The following is an 18,267-nucleotide window of genomic DNA, read 5'->3' on the forward strand; positions in this document are numbered from 1 at the left end:
CCGTTAAGGAGTTGCCCTGATGAGCAGCCTGTCCGTCTATCACGTCTCCAGCCCTGAAATCCCCAACAAGGTGCTGACCCATTTCGAAGACATCGCCTCGACCCTGGCCGAGCAGGGCGTGCGTTTCGACCGCTGGCAAGCGGCGGCGAAGATCCAGCCGGGCGCCACTCAGGAAGAAGTCATCGCCGCCTACCAGGCGCAAATCGACCAGCTGATGACCGAGCGCGGTTACGTCACTGTCGACGTGATCAGCCTCAACAGCGATCACCCGCAAAAAGCCGAACTGCGTGCCAAGTTCCTCGACGAACATCGCCACGGCGAAGATGAAGTACGATTTTTCGTCGCCGGCCGTGGCCTGTTTACCCTGCACATCGACGATTACGTCTACGCGGTGCTCTGCGAGAAAAACGACCTGATCTCGGTGCCGGCCGGCACCAAACACTGGTTCGACATGGGCGAGCATCCGCATTTCGTCGCGATCCGTCTGTTCAACAACCCGGAAGGCTGGGTGGCCAATTTCACCGGCGAAGACATCGCCAGCCAATTCCCGCGCCTGGAGGACTGAGTCGATGCCGATCAAAGCGATTCTCACCGACATCGAAGGCACCACCAGCGCGGTGAGTTTTGTGTTCGACGTGCTGTTCCCCTATGCCGCCAAACACTTGCCGGCGTTTGTCCGTCAGCAAGCCGAACGCGCCGATGTGGCGGAGCAACTGGCTGCCGTGCGCCGCGACAGCAACGAACCGGACGCCGACGTCGAGCGGGTCATCGAGATCCTATTGGGTTGGATCGCTGAGGACCGCAAGGCCACGCCGTTGAAAGCGTTGCAGGGCATGGTCTGGGATCAGGGTTATCAGGCCGGGCAGTTGAAGGGGCACGTGTACCCGGACGCCGTTGAAGCGCTCAAGCGCTGGCATCAGGACGGCTTTCAACTGTTTGTTTACTCGTCCGGCTCGATCCAGGCCCAGCGGTTGATCTTCGGCTGCTCGGAGGCGGGGGATCTGACGCCGCTGTTCAATGGCTATTTCGATACCACTTCGGGCCCCAAGCGCGAGGCGCAGTCCTACGCCAACATCACCCAGGCGATCAACATTGAGGCGGGGCAGATTCTGTTCCTGTCGGACATCGTCGAAGAACTCGACGCGGCGCGCATGGCCGGGATGGCCACCTGCGGGCTGGCCCGCGAGGGCGGCGAACTGGCAGGGCATATCACCGTGGACAGTTTTGCGCGGATCGATCCTGCTGCCTTCTAAGCACTACACAACTTGTAGGAGCGAGCCTGCTCGCGATTGCGGAGTGTCAGTCAACATCAATGTTGAATGACAGATCGCTATCGCGAGCAGGCTCGCTCCTACAGTGTTTTTTTCCACAATGTTTTTTACAGCGAGTGATAGGTCGGCAGGGCAAACCGTTGCTGGCTCTGCAGCATGGAAATCTGCGGCAGTTCACTGGCTTGTTCGGCGAGGTCGCGGCGAATCGCGCTGATGACCCACGTCAGTTGGTCGCCATTGTGCAATTGCTGGTAGGAAATCGAGCGCTTGAACACTTTGCCTTCGCCGCCGCTCAGGGTCAGCAGGATCCCACCGTCAGGACGGGCCTGGGTGGTGACTTCGAAGTTGGAGAACAGGGACGAAAATTTTTCCTGAATCAGGTTCATGTCTTTCAGCTCCGTTGGCTCTTGAATGGCAAGCATACGGAGAGGGTTGCAGTGATTGTGCCAGCCTTGGTTGTTTGTAAATAACCTTATAAAACAACTAGTTAGTATCTGTGGTGATTTTTGCTTTCGTGCATTCTGCATGAACGGCCATCGTGCATCCTGCATTTTGCGCGGTCGCTCGGCGCTTCGATGGAACCATTGCGTGTGCGGGGGTTCACGATTGGCCCTGTATCAATCGCAGATCAAGATCGCGGATCAAGATCGTAGATACAAAACATTTCAAAAACCGCGTGTACAGCTCAAGAACCGTTGACGTATTTTCGGGCTCAGTCATCGCAGCCCGACAATAAAAAGATCGAACGGGAGCATCATGAGTCGCACGTCGAACGACACGATTACCTGGAGCATGATGCTCCGTAAGCTGCCTTCCATCGCCAAGGCCATCCCCCGGGTGGTGAAAGGCATGAAGGCCGCCAACGTCAAGGACCCGACCCAAGCGTGTGGTTTGGGCTGGTGTTTCGAGCAAGCCACGTTGCGTAACCCGGATGGCCCGGCGCTGTTGCAAGGCGACGTAACGCTCAGTTACTCCGAGGTCAACCAATGGGCCAACCGCATCGCCCATCACCTGATCGGCCAAGGCATCGGCAAGGGTGATGTGGTGGCGGTCTTCATCGAGAACCGCCCGGAACTGCTGGTGACGATTCTGGCGGTGGCCAAGGTCGGCGCGATCAGTGCGCTGCTCAATACCTCGCAGACTCGCGACACCCTGGTGCACAGTGTGAATCTGGTGGCGCCGGTGGCCATTATTGTCGGTGAGGAGTTGGTCCCGGCGTACCTGGCGGTGCGTGATCGGGTGTCGATCAAGGCTGACCGAACCTGGTTCGTCGCCGATCAGGACACCTCTCGCCAACCGGGTATCGCGCCTGAAGGTTTCATCAACCTGATGACCGTCAGTCTCGACGACGCCAGCGACAACCCGGCCAGCAGCCGGCAGGTTTTCTTCGACGATCCCTGCTTTTATATCTATACCTCGGGCACCACAGGGCTGCCCAAGGCTGGCGTGTTCAAGCACGGACGCTGGATGCGCAGCACTGCGAGCTTCGGCATGATCGCCCTGGACATGCGCCCCGACGATGTCGTCTATTGCACCTTGCCGCTGTACCACGCCACGGGCCTTTGTGTGTGCTGGGGTTCGGCCGTCAGTGGTGCCAGCGGGTTCGCCATCCGCCGCAAATTCAGCGCCAGTCAGTTCTGGAACGACGCGCGCAAGTACCGGGCGACCACCATCGGTTATGTCGGCGAACTGTGCCGCTACCTGGTCGATCAACCGTCCAGCGCCGACGACAGCCGGCACGATGTGAAGAAAATGATCGGCAACGGCTTGCGTCCCGGCGCCTGGAACGAGTTCAAGACCCGTTTTGCGGTCAATCACATCTGTGAGCTGTACGCCGCCAGCGACGGCAATATCGGTTTCACCAACATTCTCAATTTCGACAACACCATTGGTTTTTCCCTGATGTCCTGGGAGCTGGTCGCGTACGACCATGACAGCGGCGCGCCGATTCGTCAGGCCAACGGCCTGATGCGCAAGGTCGCCAAGGGCGAGCAGGGGTTGTTGCTGGCAAAAATCGACGACAAGGCACCCCTGGACGGCTACACCGACCCGCAGAAAACCGCCAAGGTCGTGCTTCAGGATGTGTTCGAAAAGGGCGACCGCTACTTCAACACCGGCGACCTGTTGCGCAACATCGGCTTTGGGCATGCGCAGTTTGTCGACCGCCTGGGTGATACCTACCGCTGGAAGGGCGAAAACGTCTCCACCACGGAGGTTGAAAACATCCTCCTGCAACACCCTCTCATTTCCGAAGCCGTGGCCTATGGCGTGGAAATCCGCAACACCAATGGCCGGGCCGGGATGGCGGCGATTACCCCGGCCGAATCCCTGGCAACCCTGGACTTCAGTGAGCTGCTGGCCTTCGCCCGCGAGCAAATGCCGGCCTATGCGGTGCCATTGTTCCTGAGGGTGAAAGTGAAAATGGAAACCACCGGGACGTTCAAATATCAGAAGACCCGACTCAAGGACGAGGCCTTCGACCCGGGTAAAACCGGAGATGACCCGATCTATGCCTGGCTGCCGGGGACGCAGACTTACGTGCAGGTCACGGAGCGGTTGTTGTCCGACATTCACGGCGGCAAGTACCGCTATTGAATCTGGCTATGGCGGCCCATGAGAAAAAACAAGTGACAGTGCCGGGGGCGCTCGGGAAACTGTCGGCTTTTACGAATGACAGAAAAGGGAGTGCCCAATGTCAGACAAAAGCCGCCAGATGACCCCCGAAGAAGCCGCCGAATTCACCGAACAGGTATTCAACAAGGCACGGGAGGGCGATGCGGCGATGATGGCCGCGCTGCTGACCAAGGGTTTGCCGCCGAACCTGCGTAACCACAAGGGCGATACCTTGCTGATGCTGGCCGCGTATCACGGTCATGTGGACACGGTAAAAGTCCTGCTCGAGCACAAGGCCGATCCGGAGATCCGCAACGACAACGGCCAGAGCCCGATTGCCGGCGCCGCCTTCAAGGGCGACCTCGCGGTGATCAAGGCCTTGGTCGACGGCGGCGCGCAGGTTGAAGGCTCGTCCTTCGATGGCCGCACGGCGCTGATGATGGCGGCGATGTTCAACCGCGTCGAAGTGGTCGATTACCTGATCAGCAAGGGCGCCGACCCGAAAGCCAAGGACGCCAATGGCATCACTGCGTTGGAGGCGGCTAAAACCATGGGCGCTTCCGATACCGTTGCGCAGCTTGAGAAGCTGATTGGCTGATATCGACTAATTTGAGGCTGGTAATCCCCATTGTGGCGAGGGAGCTTGTCGGACCGCCGCACCGTCCCGCTCGACTGCGCAGCAGTCGCAAAACCATTCGGCGCGGTAAGTCTGACGAATCGCATTGTCTGATTTTGGGGCCGCTTCGCGACCCAGCGGGAGCAAGCTCCCTCGCCACAAGTTAGTGCCTGCTTCAAGTTATCGGTCATGGAAATGCGCTATCCTTCGCGCCCTCAAAATTCACCTCGCTACAGGATCCTCCCCATGAAAGCCGCACTCGTCGAACTCATCAGCAAAATCAGCTCCGGGTGCATGGGCGAAGACGAAATCCTCAAGGTCTCAGACGAAGCGGCCCAGGCCTACGCCGATCCCGAGGCTTTTCTGACCGCCAATCCGGACATCAACTACGACGAAACCTTCCCGATCCCGCTGGGTGAGTGGGTGGTGGTCGGCAGCCTGCCGGAAACGGTGCTGTTCCAGGCTGACACCTACATGGACCTGTTCGCCCAGATCGTCGCCTCGTTCGGCCCGGGGGTGGAGTTCAATCTCAAGCCCAAGCAACTGGCCAAGACCGAAGCCCTGACCGCGCTCAACCGCATCCAGGTGCAGATGAGCAGCATGAACAAGGAAAGCGGTGGCTACACGCTGATGAACTTCAGCCAGTTGCTCGATGACGAGCTGCAGGTGGTCCTGGTCTACGGCAATGACCTGCCACGGGTGCTGGAATTGTGCGCAGAAGTCGGCATCGCAGCCGCGCCATCCCTGGAAGCGCTGAAAGTGGCGATCCACGTCTGATCCAGACACTGTCAATAAAAAGGAATCCTCGCGGCGACCGTCTATCCTGAGGGGGCATATCACTCTTTGGGAGCGTCACCATGGGTTCCACGTTCAACAGCCTGGTTGCCTTGATCATTTTTGTCCTGGACATCTGGGCCATCATCAACGTGTTCAAAAGTAGCGCCGAGACCGGGATGAAAATCCTCTGGGTATTGTTGATCGCGCTGTTGCCGGTACTGGGACTGATCATCTGGGCCATCGCCGGACCGCGTGGCAACGTCAAATTCTGAACAAGCGTCACTGAACCTGTGGGTACTTCGATGACGAAGGTTCGACCTGTCATGTTCCGCGACGTAGAATGCGCGCCTTTCCCGGGCAATCGAGACGCTCGATTGGCCATCATGGGCGGGTAACCGTCCGTTGCCACCCGCATTCATCGGAGCACTTCCCATGAGCAATACCCCGACCAGCGACTACCTGGAAACCCTCTACGAAGGCTACGGCCAGCGTTTTCGCATGGAAAAACTGCTGCACGAAGTGCGCACCGAGCACCAGCACCTGGTGATCTTCGAAAACCCGCGCATGGGCCGGGTGATGGCGCTGGACGGTGTGATCCAGACCACCGAAGCCGACGAGTTCATCTATCACGAAATGCTCACCCACGTGCCGATCCTGGCGCACGGCGCTGCCAAGCGCGTGCTGATCATCGGCGGCGGCGACGGCGGCATGTTGCGTGAAGTGGCCAAGCACCGCAGTGTCGAGCACATCACCATGGTCGAGATCGACGGTACCGTGGTCGACATGTGCAAGGAATTCCTGCCGAACCACTCCAAAGGTGCATTCGAAGATCCACGCCTGAACCTGGTGATCGACGACGGCATGCGTTTCGTCGCCACCACCACTGAAAAATTCGATGTGATCATTTCCGACTCCACCGACCCGATCGGACCGGGCGAAGTGCTGTTCTCGGAAAACTTCTACCAGGCCTGCCACCGCTGCCTGAACGAAGGCGGCATCCTGGTGACCCAGAACGGCACGCCGTTCATGCAGATCGAAGAAGTGAAGACCACCGCCGGTCGCCTGCGCAGCCTGTTTCCGGACTGGCACTTCTACCAGGCCGCCGTGCCGACCTACATCGGCGGTTCGATGACCTTCGCCTGGGGCGCCACCAATACCGCTTATCGCAAGTTGTCCCGCGAAACCCTGCAACAGCGCTTCACGGGCAGCGGCATCATCACCCGCTACTACAATCCTGAAATCCACATCGGCGCCTTCGCCTTGCCACAATACGTGTTGCAGGCGGTGAACAAACCAAGTAACGATTGATGGGTTGAAACACAAAACCTGTGGGAGCGAGCAAGCCCGCTCCCACATTGAATTGCGGCGGAACAAGGCGGAACAATTAGCCTGCTAACAAGGTCGAGATAGAGGTAAGCCCATCCATGGGTTTTATCGAGGAGGCACCAATGCAAAAGTGGAAAGTCACTTTCGTGGATGATCATGGCGAAACCATCAACGAAGTCTTTGAGTGCACCGAGCGCCCGGACTACGAGCGTGCCGCCAAACTCATCAAGGCCCGTCTTCTTCCTGTCGCTGCCGAACTGGATCTGAACGATCTGGAAGGGCGGACCACTGATGCGTGCGTCAAAGAGCTCAAGTCCCAGAACAGCATTCAAATCCTCGGCATTACTCCAATCTGAACGGCACCTGTCGCATTCACATCCAGGCCTTGGCAGAGGCTCTATCTTAAGGCTACTCTGCAAGCGAGATCAGCGAATGAATCGCTAAGGTCTGGTCTTGTCAGCTCCATGCTTGTTTCCCGCCGGCACATCGGTTGCCGTCGCTCGCGCTGTTCGGTTGCGGGTGAGGGAGTACGGAAAGTCTATCCATCGTTTTGAGGAGGACGTTTCATGAGCACAGCCTATCAAGAAGACATCAGCAGCAGCGTGTTGCGCCGCATGAAAGAAGGCGGTTTTGACTTTTCGCGGTTTCATCCCATCGAGTTCTACGCCATTTTCCCGGACGAGGAGCGGGCACGCAGGGCGGCAGGTCATTTCCACCGTGGTGAAGCCCTGGATGCGCAAATCAGTGTGCGCGACGATGGCGCCTGGGCGCTGGAGTTGTGCAAGGTCATGTATGCCACCTACGACGACATCGGCGACTTCGAACAGGGTTTCGAAGCAGTGGTCGAGCCGTTGGGTGGCATCATCGAAGGCTGGGGTGTGAAACAGGAGGTACGAGGGCGACTCGCATAACCTTATGAACAGTGACAACCAGCAATGACGGCTGACCTTCGGGTTGGCCGTTTTCGTTTCAGCACGTTGCAGAAAGGAAAAAAAGCCGCCTGGGCAGGCGGCTATAAGGGGAGATCGGCAGGTTTTCCAGCGAATGCATGAATTATCCCCAGCGACTGCCGGGCAGTGAAATCAACTCTGACTATGCTGGTGATAGGCGACCACTACGCCTTGCAATGAAGCGGGGGCGATCAGGTTGGGGCATTTACCGCACAGGATTGGTGCGGTGCGTGTGTCTTGATTATCCAACCGATTGAAATTTAAGCGTTTATGCCGATGGCACGGGCCTTGCGAAGGTCTGGACGTCCGAGAGACAAGGAGTACGGCATGATCCGCACCTATTTTGATGAGATGTACGATGCCGGCGGCCAGGTCCGCCCGCATTATCGGGAGTTTGCCCGTTGGCTGGCCGAAACGCCTGACGAGCTTTTGGCACAACGGCGACGCGAGGCCGATCTGCTGTTTCATCGCGCCGGGATTACTTTCACGCTCTACGGTGATGAGCAAGGGACAGAGCGCCTGATTCCCTTCGACACCATCCCCCGCAGTATCCCCGCCAGCGAATGGCGGATTGTTGAGCGTGGCTGCATTCAGCGGGTCAAGGCGTTGAACATGTTCCTCGCCGATCTCTACCATGAGCAGCGCATCATCAAGGCCGGCATCATTCCGGCCGAGCAGGTGCTGGCCAACGAGCAGTACCAGTTGGCGATGCAGGGCCTGGATCTGCACCGCGATATCTATTCGCACATCTCCGGCGTCGACTTGGTGCGCGACGGCGATGGCACCTACTACGTGCTCGAAGACAATCTGCGAACACCGAGTGGCGTCAGCTACATGCTCGAAGATCGCAAGATGATGATGCGCCTGTTCCCCGAGTTGTTCGCGGCGCAACGCATCGCCCCCATCGACCACTACCCGAACCTGTTGCTCGACACCCTGAAAAGCTCAAGCCCGATCGATAATCCGAGCGTGGTGGTGCTGACGCCGGGGCGCTTCAACAGCGCGTTCTTCGAACATGCGTTTCTCGCACGGGAAATGGGTGTGGAACTGGTGGAGGGCGCGGACCTGTTCGTGCGTGACGACAAGGTCTACATGCGCACCACCGACGGGCCGAAAGCGGTCGACGTGATTTATCGTCGCCTTGACGACGCCTTCCTCGATCCCCTGGCCTTCAACCCGGAGTCGATGCTCGGCGTGCCGGGGCTGTTGTCGTCCTACCGTTCCGGCAACGTGGTGCTGGCCAATGCCATCGGCACAGGGGTGGCGGATGACAAATCGGTGTATCCGTTCGTGACCGACATGATCCGTTTCTATCTGGACGAAGAACCGATCCTGAAGAACGTGCCGACCTGGCAATGCCGTAATCCGTCTGAGCTTTCCCACGTGCTGGCCAATCTTCCAGAACTGGTGGTCAAGGAAACCCAGGGCTCCGGCGGGTACGGAATGCTGGTGGGGCCGGCGGCGACGGCGGCGGAAATCGAAGCCTTCCGCGCGCGGATCATCGCCAAGCCCCATGCGTATATCGCGCAACCGACGCTGTCGCTGTCGACCTGTCCGACCTTTGTCGAAAACGGCATTGCGCCACGCCACATCGACTTGCGGCCGTTTGTATTGTCAGGTCGTGAAACCCGGGTCGTGCCCGGCGGTTTGACCCGCGTCGCCCTGCGCGAAGGCTCCCTGGTGGTCAACTCCTCACAGGGCGGCGGAACCAAGGACACCTGGGTGGTCGAGGATTAAAGGAAGCCTGTCATGTTAAGTAGAACTGCCTCGGATTTGTATTGGATGTCGCGTTACCTGGAGCGGGCGGAAAACCTCGCGCGGATGCTCGACATCAGTTATTCGCTGTCGCTGATGCCGCAAGACGGTCGTGGCGACGGTTTGCACGAACTGGCCATGCCGCTGTTGATCACCGGCACCCTGGACGATTACCTGGAGCGCCATGGCGAACTGCATGCCGAACGGCTGCTGCATTTCTTCGCCCTGGATGCGGCCAACCCGGCGAGCATCTACAGCTGCCTCGGTGCCGCACGGGCCAGCGCCCATGCGGTGCGTGGGCGCATCACCGCCGACATGTGGGAAAACATCAACGCCACCTGGCTGGAAATTCGCGGTATTGCCGAACAGGGCCTCAGTCGCTACGGCATGAGTCGTTTCTGCGAGTGGATCAAGGAACGTTCCCACCTGTTCCGGGGCGCGTCCTACGGCACCATCATGCGCAACGATGCGTTTCGTTTCATTCGTCTGGGGACCTTTATCGAACGGGCGGACAACACCTTGCGCCTGCTCGATGCCCGCTACGAAATGGCCGGTGATCAGGCCGAAGCGGTCAGCGATGGCACCGCTCACGCGTATTACCAATGGAGCGCGTTGTTGCGGGCGTTGTCGTCGTTCGAGGCCTACACGGAAATCTACCGCGACGCCCCTGGTGCCCGGCATGTGGCGGAATTGCTGTTGCTGCGGGCCGATGTACCGCGATCCCTGCGTGCCTGCACCGAAGAAATCGACCTGATCCTCGCGCAATTACCGGGGGCCAATGGTCGTCCCGCACAACGCCTGGCGGCAGAAATGGACGCACGCCTGCGCTACACCGGCATCCAAGAAATTCTCGAAGAAGGCCTGCACGCCTGGCTCACCGAGTTCATCCCGCTGGTGCGCCAGTTGGGTAACGCGATTCACAGTTCTTATCTGGAGGCCGCATGAGACTTTCCATTAGCCACGAGACCACCTATCACTACGAAGACAAGGTGCGGGCGAGCATCCAGTATCTGCGCCTGACTCCCCACGACAGCGAACGCCAGCACGTACTTAGCTGGCAGCTCGACCTGCCGCGTCCGGTGCGGGCGCAACTTGATCCGTTCGGCAACATCCTGCATGTGCTGACCATGGACGAGCCCCATGAGGCGATCATCATCGGTGCCCGTGGCCAGGTCGATATCGACGAATGGCGTGAGGCCGAGCACGAGAGCCAGTCTGCATTGCCGTTTCTGCGCTTCACCCGTTTGACCGAAGCCGACGCCGCCCTGCGGGCGTTCGCCGAGAAGGAATGCAAGCAACGCCGCGATCGCACGGCGTTGATCGATCTGATGCATGGCCTCAACCAGCATATGACCTATACGCCGGGCTCCACGGAAGTGGACACCAGCGCCGCCCAGGCCTTTGCCGGACGCTCCGGCGTGTGTCAGGACCACACCCACGCGTTTCTCGCCTGCACCCGCAGCCTGGGCATTCCAGCGCGTTATGTGTCGGGCTATCTGTACAGCGAAAACAGCGAACACTTGGCCAGCCACGCCTGGGCCGAAGCCTGGCTGGATGACGCCTGGTACAGCTTCGACGTGACCAATGAACTGGCCCGGCCGGAGCGTCACCTGAAGCTGGCGGTGGGCCTGGACTACCTGGATGCCTGCCCGGTGCGCGGAATGCGCCGGGGCGGCGGGTGTGAGCAGATGCACGCCAAGGTGCTGGTTTCACCGACGCCGGCGCCGGTGATCTCGGTGCAACAGCAATAACGGAAACACCGCCGAACCCTGTAGGAGCGAGCCTGCTCGCGATGGCGTCATGTCAGTCAATACTTCGCTGGCTGACACACCGCTATCGCGAGCAGGCTCGCTCCTACAGGTAAATGCATCACGGCTTCACCTTGCGCCCGGTCATGTGCTTCAAATACCCCACCAGCATCCCCAGATCCCCATCCGGCAACACCTCGGCCGAGAACCCGGGCATCTTCGCCTGCGGCCACTGGCGCAAACTCTGTGGATCGCGGATGTAGCGCTTGAGGAAGTCCGCACCGAAATACTCGGTCGGGTTGTACGGAATATTCAGGTCCGGCCCGAACTGCGCGTCACCGGCGCCATTGAGTCGGTGGCAGGCCAGGCAGTTCTTCTGGAATATCGCAAATCCCTTGTTTACCGGATCATCCGCCTTCAACGCCGGATCGGGCAGCAGGGCGGGAAAGCGCTCGGCCACGGGCGCCAGGCGTTTGATGCTCGCCACCTGGAACGGCCATTGTTCGGGGCTGATGTTGCCGGCCTGCGGGTTGCTCCAGACCAGATAGAACGGCCCGGCGCCGGGCTTGCCTTCGGATAACGGTGGCCAGGGTTTGGCCGGGTCTTCAATCGCCAGCCACGCCTGTGCCCCCTGGGTATTGAGCAACGGTGCCGCGGTCATTTCGGCGGCAAAGCCATCCAGGGCCACGGCTTGCAGATGGTCTCCAGGCTTGATGCCGGTCAGCAGTGCGGACAGCGGCACGGCGCGGTAACTCATGTCCCGCTTGTAGGAAACGTCGTTGCTGATGTTAATGGTTTGAACCTGGGGATGCTTGAGCAATTGCTCGGTCTGCCAGGTGCGACTGTTCGCGCCCAGCTCCAGGTTCAGCTGTGCGGCATACAAGGGCGAGCCGAACAGCATGGCCCCGAGCAGAATGAGCATTTTCAAGTGATCGCCGTCCCTGTCGTGCAAGTGCCGCAAAGATTGGCACAGCCACGCTGGCCCGGGTAGCGGGCCAGTCACATTTTGATAGTGGCAATGCAAAAACTGTGACGCCGTATCTTATAGACGTGACTAGCCGATGACCTTGGTCAGGTTCGGCAATATCAACAACAGCGTGGTGGCGAAAAGGATGAGCCCGGCTTGACGTACTTTCGATTGTTTGAACATGGCTTGACCGCCTTTTTTGTTATTTCCTGATGCCTGCCCGCATAGCTCCATGATGGCAGCGCGTTGCACTTCCTGTAGCGACGAGCGCCTCGGCAAAACCCGACGACAACTTCGTACAAGTTCACCTTAGAGCCCGCGTTAAGCTTGGCTTAGATCCATTTCGTATGGTGTTCTTGCAATTTGCTTTAAAAATGGCATGAGGCCTATTGCCAGCTTCTTTGGCGCCCGTTGGCTAGACAGCTTGGTGTCCTGAACGGTAGCTGACTACCGTCCGTCTGAGCGTGAGCGTCAACGTCTGTGAGCGCTGCGGTCATTGAATCAAACGCGGCTCGGGCCAAGAGTGGACACTCGGTATTTACCCACCTGCACTGCGGTTCGAGGACGTCATGACCCAAGCATTGATTTTCGACGCGTTACGCACGCCCCGTGGCAAAGGCAAGGCCGATGGCGCCTTGCACAGCGTCAAACCGGTGAACCTGGTTGCCGGTTTGCTCACCGCACTGCAGCAGCGCACGGCGCTGGACACCAGCCAGGTCGATGATGTGGTGCTCGGCTGCGTGACACCGATTGGTGATCAAGGTTCCGACATCGCCAAGACCGCCGCTCAGGTGGCCGATTGGGATGTCAGTGTGGCGGGAGTACAGATCAACCGTTTCTGTGCTTCGGGGCTGGAGGCAGTGAACCTCGGCGCGATGAAAGTGCGTTCAGGCTTCGAAGACCTGGTGGTGGTCGGTGGTGTCGAGTCGATGTCCCGGGTGCCGATGGGCAGCGATGGCGGGGCTTGGGCGCTGGACCCGGCGACCAACCTGCAAAGTCAATTCACGCCACAGGGCGTGGGTGCCGACCTGATCGCCACCCTTGAAGGCTTCAGCCGTCAGGACGTCGATGCCTATGCCCTGCATTCCCAGCTAAAGGCTGCGCGGGCGCGGGCCGACGGTTCGTTCAACAAGTCGCTGGTGCCGGTGCAGGACCAGAACGGCATCATCCTGCTCGATCACGATGAGTTCATCCGCGCCGACTCGACCCTGGAAGGCCTGGGCAAACTCAAGCCGAGTTTCGAGATGATGGGGCAGATGGGCTTCGATGCCACCGCGCTGCGGGTCTACAGCCATGTCGAGCGGATCAATCATGTGCACACCCCCGGCAACAGTTCCGGGATTGTCGATGGCGCGGCGCTGATGCTCATCGGCTCCGAAGCCAAGGGCCGGGCGCTGGGCTTGCAGCCACGGGCGCGGATTGTGGCCACGGCAGTCACCAGCACCGATCCGACCATCATGCTCACCGGCCCCGCGCCGGCGACCCGCAAGGCACTGGCCAAGGCCGGGCTGCGGGTCGAAGACATCGATCTGTTCGAGGTCAACGAGGCGTTCGCGTCGGTGGTGTTGAAATTCATCAAGGACATGGCTGTCGATCCGGACAAGGTCAATGTCAACGGCGGCTCAATCGCCATGGGCCACCCGCTGGGCGCCACCGGTTGCGTCATTCTCGGCACGCTGCTCGATGAACTGGAAGCCCAACGCCTGCGTTATGGCCTCGCGACCCTGTGTGTCGGCGGCGGCATGGGCATTGCCACCATCATCGAACGCCTCTGAGCCCGGACTTCAAGGAACCCCGTTATGAACGAAGCCATTCGTTACGAAAAAGACCAGGACCAGATCGTCGTCCTGACGATCGACATGCCGGGCCAGAGCGCCAACACCATGAATGCGGTGTACCGCGAGGCCATGGCTGACTGTGTTGCGCGCCTGGTGGCCGACAAGGACAGCATCGCCGGTGTGATCATCACCTCGGCCAAGAAGACTTTCTTCGCTGGCGGCGACCTCAATGAACTGATCAAGGTCGGCAAACCCCAGGCCAAGGCCTTCTACGACATGGTGCTGAGCCTCAAGGGCCAGTTGCGCACCCTGGAAACCCTCGGCAAACCGGTGGTCGCGGCGATCAATGGCGCTGCATTGGGCGGCGGCTGGGAAATCTGCCTGGCCTGCCATCATCGCGTGGCACTGGACAACCCGTCGGTGCAACTCGGCCTGCCGGAAGTCACCCTCGGCCTGCTGCCGGGCGGCGGAGGCGTGGTGCGCATGGTGCGCATGCTCGGCTTGGAAAAAGCCCTGCCTTATCTGCTTGAAGGCAAGAGGCTGCGACCGCAACAAGCGTTGCAGGCAGGATTGATCGACGCGCTGGCGACCGATCAAGAAGACCTGTTGGCCAAGGCGCGGGTGTGGATTCTCGCCAATCCGGTGGCGGTGCAGCGCTGGGACGTGAAGGGCTACCAGATACCGGGCGGTACACCGTCAAACCCGAAAGTCGCGCAGATGCTGGCGATTGCACCGTCGATCCTGCGCAGCAAAACCCAGGGCACGATGCCCGCGCCGGAGAAAATCCTCTGCGCGGCGGTCGAGGGGGCGCAGGTGGATTTCGATACGGCGCACCTGATCGAAACCCGCTATTTCACCGAACTGACCACCGGCCAGGTCTCGAAAAACCTGATTGGCACGTTCTGGTTCCAGCTCAACGAAATCAATGCCGGCGGCTCGCGGCCTCAAGGTTTTGCGCCTTATGTCACCCGCAAGGTCGGCGTGCTCGGTGCCGGGATGATGGGCGCCGGTATCGCGTTTGTCAGTGCGTCGGCGGGGATCGATGTGGTGCTCAAGGACATCAACCTCGCGGCGGCTGAGAAGGGCAAGGCGCATTCGGCGGCGCTGCTGGACAAGAAAGTCGCTCGCGGACAAATGAGCCTCGAGCAACGCGACACCGTTCTGTCACGCATTCAAACCAGCGAAAGCGATGCTGACCTGGCGGGTTGCGACCTGATCATCGAGGCCGTGTTCGAGGATCGGGATTTGAAGGCGAAGGTCTCGTTGGCGGCGCAGAAGGTCGTCGGCGCGGACGCGGTGATCGCCTCCAATACCTCGACCTTGCCGATCAGCGGCCTGGCGTGCGCCGTGCCCGACCAGAGCAAATTCATCGGCCTGCATTTTTTCAGCCCCGTGGAAAAAATGCCGCTGGTGGAAATCATCAAGGGCGCCAATACCAGCGACGAAACCCTGGCCCGCGGCTTCGATTACGTCCTGCAAATCAGCAAAACCCCGATTGTGGTCAACGACAGCCGTGGTTTCTTCACCTCAAGAGTGTTCGGCACCTTCACCAACGAAGGCATCGCCATGCTGGGCGAGGGCGTGAGCGCGGCGATGATCGAGACAGAAGCGCGCAAGGCCGGCATGCCGGTTGGACCGCTGGCTATCTCTGACGAAGTTTCCCTCAGCCTGATGAACCATATCCGTCTGCAAACCGCCAAGGACCTGCAAGCAGAAGGCAAACCGCTGACAGAGCATCCGGCGTTTGCCGTGATTGATGTGCTGCTCAATGAGTTCAAGCGTCCGGGCAAGGCTGCCGGTGGAGGTTTCTACGAGTATCCGGCGGGCGGCCAGAAACATCTGTGGCCTGAGTTGAAAACCCGCTTCGAGAAAAGCGACGGGCAGATCTCGCCGAAGGATGTGCGTGATCGCTTGCTGTTCGTGCAAGCCATCGAAACCGTGCGTTGCGTGGAGGAGGGGGTGTTGACCTCGACGGCGGATGCCAACGTTGGCTCGATCTTCGGCATCGGTTTCGCCGCCTGGACCGGTGGTGCGCTGCAGTTCATCAACCAGTACGGCGTGCAGGACTTTGTTGCCCGCGCCCAGTATCTGGCCAAGCAATATGGCGAGCGGTTCGCGCCGCCCGCCTTGCTGCTGGAGAAGGCGGCCAAAGGGGAGACGTTCTAAGGGGGCGATGACGCATTTCGGGGCTTGCCTTGACACGGTGTTTCAAGGCAGGCTCTGGGGTGTGCATTATTCCCATCACGTGTCAGGTATTTTTTATGTCGTTACGCATCTGCATTCTGGAAACCGACCACCTGCGTCCGGAATTGGTTGACCAATATCAGGGCTACGGGCAGATGTTCAAACACCTGTTTTCTCAGCAGCCGATTGCCGCCGAGTTCACGGTCTACAACGTGGTGCAGGGCGAATACCCAAGCGACGACCTGACGTTCGACGCCTACCTGGTGACGGGCAGCAAGGCCGACTCCTTCGGCACCGACCCGTGGATCGAAACCCTCAAGAAGTATCTGTTGACCCGCTACGAGCGCGGCGACAAATTGCTGGGCGTCTGCTTCGGTCATCAGCTGCTGGCCCTGCTGCTTGGTGGCAAGAGCGAGCGTGCAACCCAAGGCTGGGGCGTCGGCACCCACAACTACAAATTGGCCGCCAAAGCGCCATGGATGAATCCGGTGCGCGAAGAACTGACGCTACTGATCAGCCACCAGGATCAGGTCACGTCGCTGCCGGAGAACGCCACGGTCATCGCATCCAGCGATTTCTGCCCGTATGCCGCCTACCACATCAACGATCAGGTGCTGTGCTTCCAGGGGCATCCGGAGTTCATCCACGACTACTCCCGCGCCCTGCTGGAGATTCGCCAACAGGCACTGGGTGAGCAGGTCTACTCCAAGGGTATCGCGAGCCTGGAACAGGAACACCACGGCGCCACGGTGGCCGAGTGGATGATGCGGTTTGTGGCGCACAAGCCAGCAGCTGATTGAAACTAAAAGCATCGCGAGCAGGCTCGCTCCCACATCTATGGTTACCCCCTTTTCTGCAATACTGTTGTTGATGTCGTGTTTGGCTTGCTTTCATCTATCCGGCGTCTGAGTTGGGGTTGTCGCCCCGCGCCTCGATGAGAATCGATGCCCAACGACCCTAATTAGTGGAACGGCCTTTCAGCCGTGTGAGAGCCCAGGGTTGTCGTCAGGCCGGTTGGCCGTTCACGTCATCAGTTATCCAGCATCGCAAAACCAGGTGGGTGGTGCTTGGGTGACAGCGGGGTCAGGCGTTCATCGCGGCTGGCCCCGCATCGAATTCAGTGTGGTGTGCCGCTATCGCCCAGGCGATTCTTGCCAGTTTGTTGGCCAGCGCACAAACCACTAGATTGGAGTGATGTCCCGACGCCAATAACCGGCGGACCCAGTCCGCCAAAGCGCCTTTCTGTCGCTCCAGTTGTATCAAGTAAACACGAGCGCACTGGACGAGCAGGCGTCGCTGGTTGCGATCACCGCGCTTACTGATGCCCAGCAGGACAGACCTCCCGCCCGTGGAATGCTGCTTGGGGACCAGTCCGATGGAAGCTGCATAGCCTCGGCCGCATTTGAACTGCTTGCCATCGCCCAGCTCGGCAGCCAGGACGGTGGAGGTGATCGGGCCGACACACGGCAGAGTCATCAAACGAGTCGCCAGATCATCTTCAGCGGCCTGGCATTCCACGTCCTTATCCAGCGACTTGATCTCCTCCTCCACATGCTTGAGATGTCGATACAGTCTCATCAGATTTTTTTTGTAGGGCTCAGAAATTGAACTCGCCTCAAGCAGCTCCGGTAGAGCGTTGATCGACTTGAAGCCCGGGGCCAGGCTCACGCCAACCTCCAGAAGCGCGGCGTGAATCCGATTGACGGTTGCGGTGCGATCCTTGATGAACGAGTCTCGGGTGGAGTTCAGCATGGCTAGCACTTGCTGGGCCTGAGTTTTTACCGGCACAAAACGCATCGTCGGACGAGTCGCTGCTTCGCAGATCGCCTCGGCATCAGCGAAGTCATTTTTGTTGCTTTTCACGTAAGGGCGTACGAGATGAGGTGCGATGAGCCTGGGCGCATGTCCCAGCCTGATGGCCTCCTGTGCCATGAAGTGGGCGCCGCCACAGGCTTCCATCACGATGGTGCAGGGCTCGAGATTTGCCAGGTGCTGCATGAGCGTTACCCGATTGAATTTTTTTCGGTACAGCTCGTGACCACGATCATCCTGTGCATGTAGATGAAAGGTGTGTTTTCCCAAGTCGATGGCGGCAATAGCTACTTTGTTCATGGCAACGATCTCCGATGAGCCCCCTGCGAAAGCTTAGTGGGCGATCACAGGGGGCAGCGGGGGTAGCCATTTCATTAGTGGATCTTCGGTGTTGCTGAGATCAATGTGGGAGCGAGCCTGCTCGCGAAGGTCGTGAACGATAGCGCGTTGAACCAGGTACACAGCGGCGC

Annotated in this window: 18 protein-coding genes; 15 read left to right on the forward strand and 3 right to left on the reverse strand. The window is 59.5% G+C overall.

Annotated elements, in window-relative coordinates; genetic code table 11:
- The first annotated feature begins 19 nt into the window (after positions 1 to 19).
- Together AC3ITY_RS08725 and mtnC are read left to right on the forward strand one after the other, a co-directional pair.
- Complete coding sequence (locus AC3ITY_RS08725) at positions 20 to 565, forward strand: 1,2-dihydroxy-3-keto-5-methylthiopentene dioxygenase (RefSeq protein WP_489308454.1); 546 nt, start codon at positions 20 to 22, stop codon at positions 563 to 565.
- Between the two features lie 4 nt (positions 566 to 569).
- Positions 570 to 1,253 (forward strand): acireductone synthase, encoded by a 684-nt coding sequence (gene mtnC / locus AC3ITY_RS08730; RefSeq protein ID WP_489308455.1) that lies wholly within the window; start codon positions 570 to 572, stop codon positions 1,251 to 1,253.
- Positions 1,254 to 1,378: 125 nt separating this feature from the next.
- Here mtnC and AC3ITY_RS08735 read toward each other — a convergent pair whose 3' ends face one another.
- Positions 1,379 to 1,657 carry a DUF3509 domain-containing protein gene (locus AC3ITY_RS08735; RefSeq protein WP_046042946.1) on the reverse strand — a complete coding sequence of 93 codons (279 nt, stop codon included), beginning with the start codon at positions 1,655 to 1,657 and terminating at the stop codon, positions 1,379 to 1,381.
- Positions 1,658 to 2,027: 370 nt separating this feature from the next.
- On the opposite strand from AC3ITY_RS08735, the gene AC3ITY_RS08740 reads away from it, so the two are divergent.
- The 10 genes from AC3ITY_RS08740 to AC3ITY_RS08785 all read left to right on the forward strand — a co-directional run bounded on the left by AC3ITY_RS08740 (position 2,028) and on the right by AC3ITY_RS08785 (position 11,059).
- Positions 2,028 to 3,866, forward strand: a complete 1,839-nt coding sequence (locus AC3ITY_RS08740) for a long-chain-acyl-CoA synthetase (RefSeq protein ID WP_489308456.1) — start codon at positions 2,028 to 2,030, stop codon at positions 3,864 to 3,866.
- A 97-nt stretch (positions 3,867 to 3,963) separates the two neighbouring features.
- Positions 3,964 to 4,482: an ankyrin repeat domain-containing protein gene (locus AC3ITY_RS08745; protein WP_223459068.1), complete on the forward strand. Its 519-nt coding sequence runs from the start codon at positions 3,964 to 3,966 to the stop codon at positions 4,480 to 4,482.
- 264 nt (positions 4,483 to 4,746) lie between these two features.
- Positions 4,747 to 5,277, forward strand: coding sequence for a hypothetical protein (locus AC3ITY_RS08750; RefSeq protein WP_489308457.1), 531 nt, complete (start codon positions 4,747 to 4,749; stop codon positions 5,275 to 5,277).
- Positions 5,278 to 5,357: 80 nt separating this feature from the next.
- Positions 5,358 to 5,549 carry a PLD nuclease N-terminal domain-containing protein gene (locus AC3ITY_RS08755; protein WP_085716868.1) on the forward strand — a complete coding sequence of 64 codons (192 nt, stop codon included), beginning with the start codon at positions 5,358 to 5,360 and terminating at the stop codon, positions 5,547 to 5,549.
- Between the two features lie 160 nt (positions 5,550 to 5,709).
- Positions 5,710 to 6,585, forward strand: coding sequence for a polyamine aminopropyltransferase (speE, locus tag AC3ITY_RS08760; protein WP_489308458.1), 876 nt, complete (start codon positions 5,710 to 5,712; stop codon positions 6,583 to 6,585).
- 140 nt (positions 6,586 to 6,725) lie between these two features.
- Complete coding sequence (locus AC3ITY_RS08765; protein ID WP_489308459.1) at positions 6,726 to 6,959, forward strand: hypothetical protein; 234 nt, start codon at positions 6,726 to 6,728, stop codon at positions 6,957 to 6,959.
- 210 nt (positions 6,960 to 7,169) lie between these two features.
- Positions 7,170 to 7,514 (forward strand): ribonuclease E inhibitor RraB, encoded by a 345-nt coding sequence (locus AC3ITY_RS08770; protein ID WP_489308460.1) that lies wholly within the window; start codon positions 7,170 to 7,172, stop codon positions 7,512 to 7,514.
- Positions 7,515 to 7,880: 366 nt separating this feature from the next.
- On the forward strand, positions 7,881 to 9,290 hold the full coding sequence (locus AC3ITY_RS08775) for a circularly permuted type 2 ATP-grasp protein (protein ID WP_007988088.1): 1,410 nt from the start codon (positions 7,881 to 7,883) through the stop codon (positions 9,288 to 9,290).
- A 12-nt stretch (positions 9,291 to 9,302) separates the two neighbouring features.
- Positions 9,303 to 10,253: an alpha-E domain-containing protein gene (locus tag AC3ITY_RS08780; RefSeq protein WP_223459062.1), complete on the forward strand. Its 951-nt coding sequence runs from the start codon at positions 9,303 to 9,305 to the stop codon at positions 10,251 to 10,253.
- The gene (locus tag AC3ITY_RS08785; RefSeq protein WP_150758897.1) at positions 10,250 to 11,059 is read left to right on the forward strand and encodes a transglutaminase family protein; all 810 of its coding nucleotides are present in this window, start codon (positions 10,250 to 10,252) and stop codon (positions 11,057 to 11,059) included. The genes AC3ITY_RS08780 and AC3ITY_RS08785 overlap by 4 nt, the downstream gene beginning before the upstream one ends.
- 118 nt (positions 11,060 to 11,177) lie before the next feature.
- Here AC3ITY_RS08785 and AC3ITY_RS08790 read toward each other — a convergent pair whose 3' ends face one another.
- Positions 11,178 to 11,978: a c-type cytochrome gene (locus AC3ITY_RS08790; protein WP_489310802.1), complete on the reverse strand. Its 801-nt coding sequence runs from the start codon at positions 11,976 to 11,978 to the stop codon at positions 11,178 to 11,180.
- Between the two features lie 614 nt (positions 11,979 to 12,592).
- Here AC3ITY_RS08790 and AC3ITY_RS08795 point away from each other — a divergent pair.
- From AC3ITY_RS08795 to AC3ITY_RS08805, 3 genes are all read left to right on the forward strand, one after another.
- Entirely contained in the window at positions 12,593 to 13,798 is a 1,206-nt protein-coding gene (locus tag AC3ITY_RS08795; RefSeq protein ID WP_489308461.1) for an acetyl-CoA C-acetyltransferase, read from the forward strand.
- A 24-nt stretch (positions 13,799 to 13,822) separates the two neighbouring features.
- The gene (locus AC3ITY_RS08800; protein ID WP_489308462.1) at positions 13,823 to 15,967 is read left to right on the forward strand and encodes a 3-hydroxyacyl-CoA dehydrogenase NAD-binding domain-containing protein; all 2,145 of its coding nucleotides are present in this window, start codon (positions 13,823 to 13,825) and stop codon (positions 15,965 to 15,967) included.
- A 95-nt stretch (positions 15,968 to 16,062) separates the two neighbouring features.
- A complete protein-coding gene (locus AC3ITY_RS08805; protein WP_489308463.1) occupies positions 16,063 to 16,785 on the forward strand; it encodes an amidotransferase in 723 nt (240 codons plus the stop codon).
- Between the two features lie 283 nt (positions 16,786 to 17,068).
- Here AC3ITY_RS08805 and AC3ITY_RS08810 read toward each other — a convergent pair whose 3' ends face one another.
- Entirely contained in the window at positions 17,069 to 18,097 is a 1,029-nt protein-coding gene (locus tag AC3ITY_RS08810) for an IS110 family RNA-guided transposase (RefSeq protein ID WP_223460745.1), read from the reverse strand.
- Positions 18,098 to 18,267: the final 170 nt, after the last annotated feature.

This window comes from Pseudomonas sp. GL_091 (assembly GCF_057837725.1).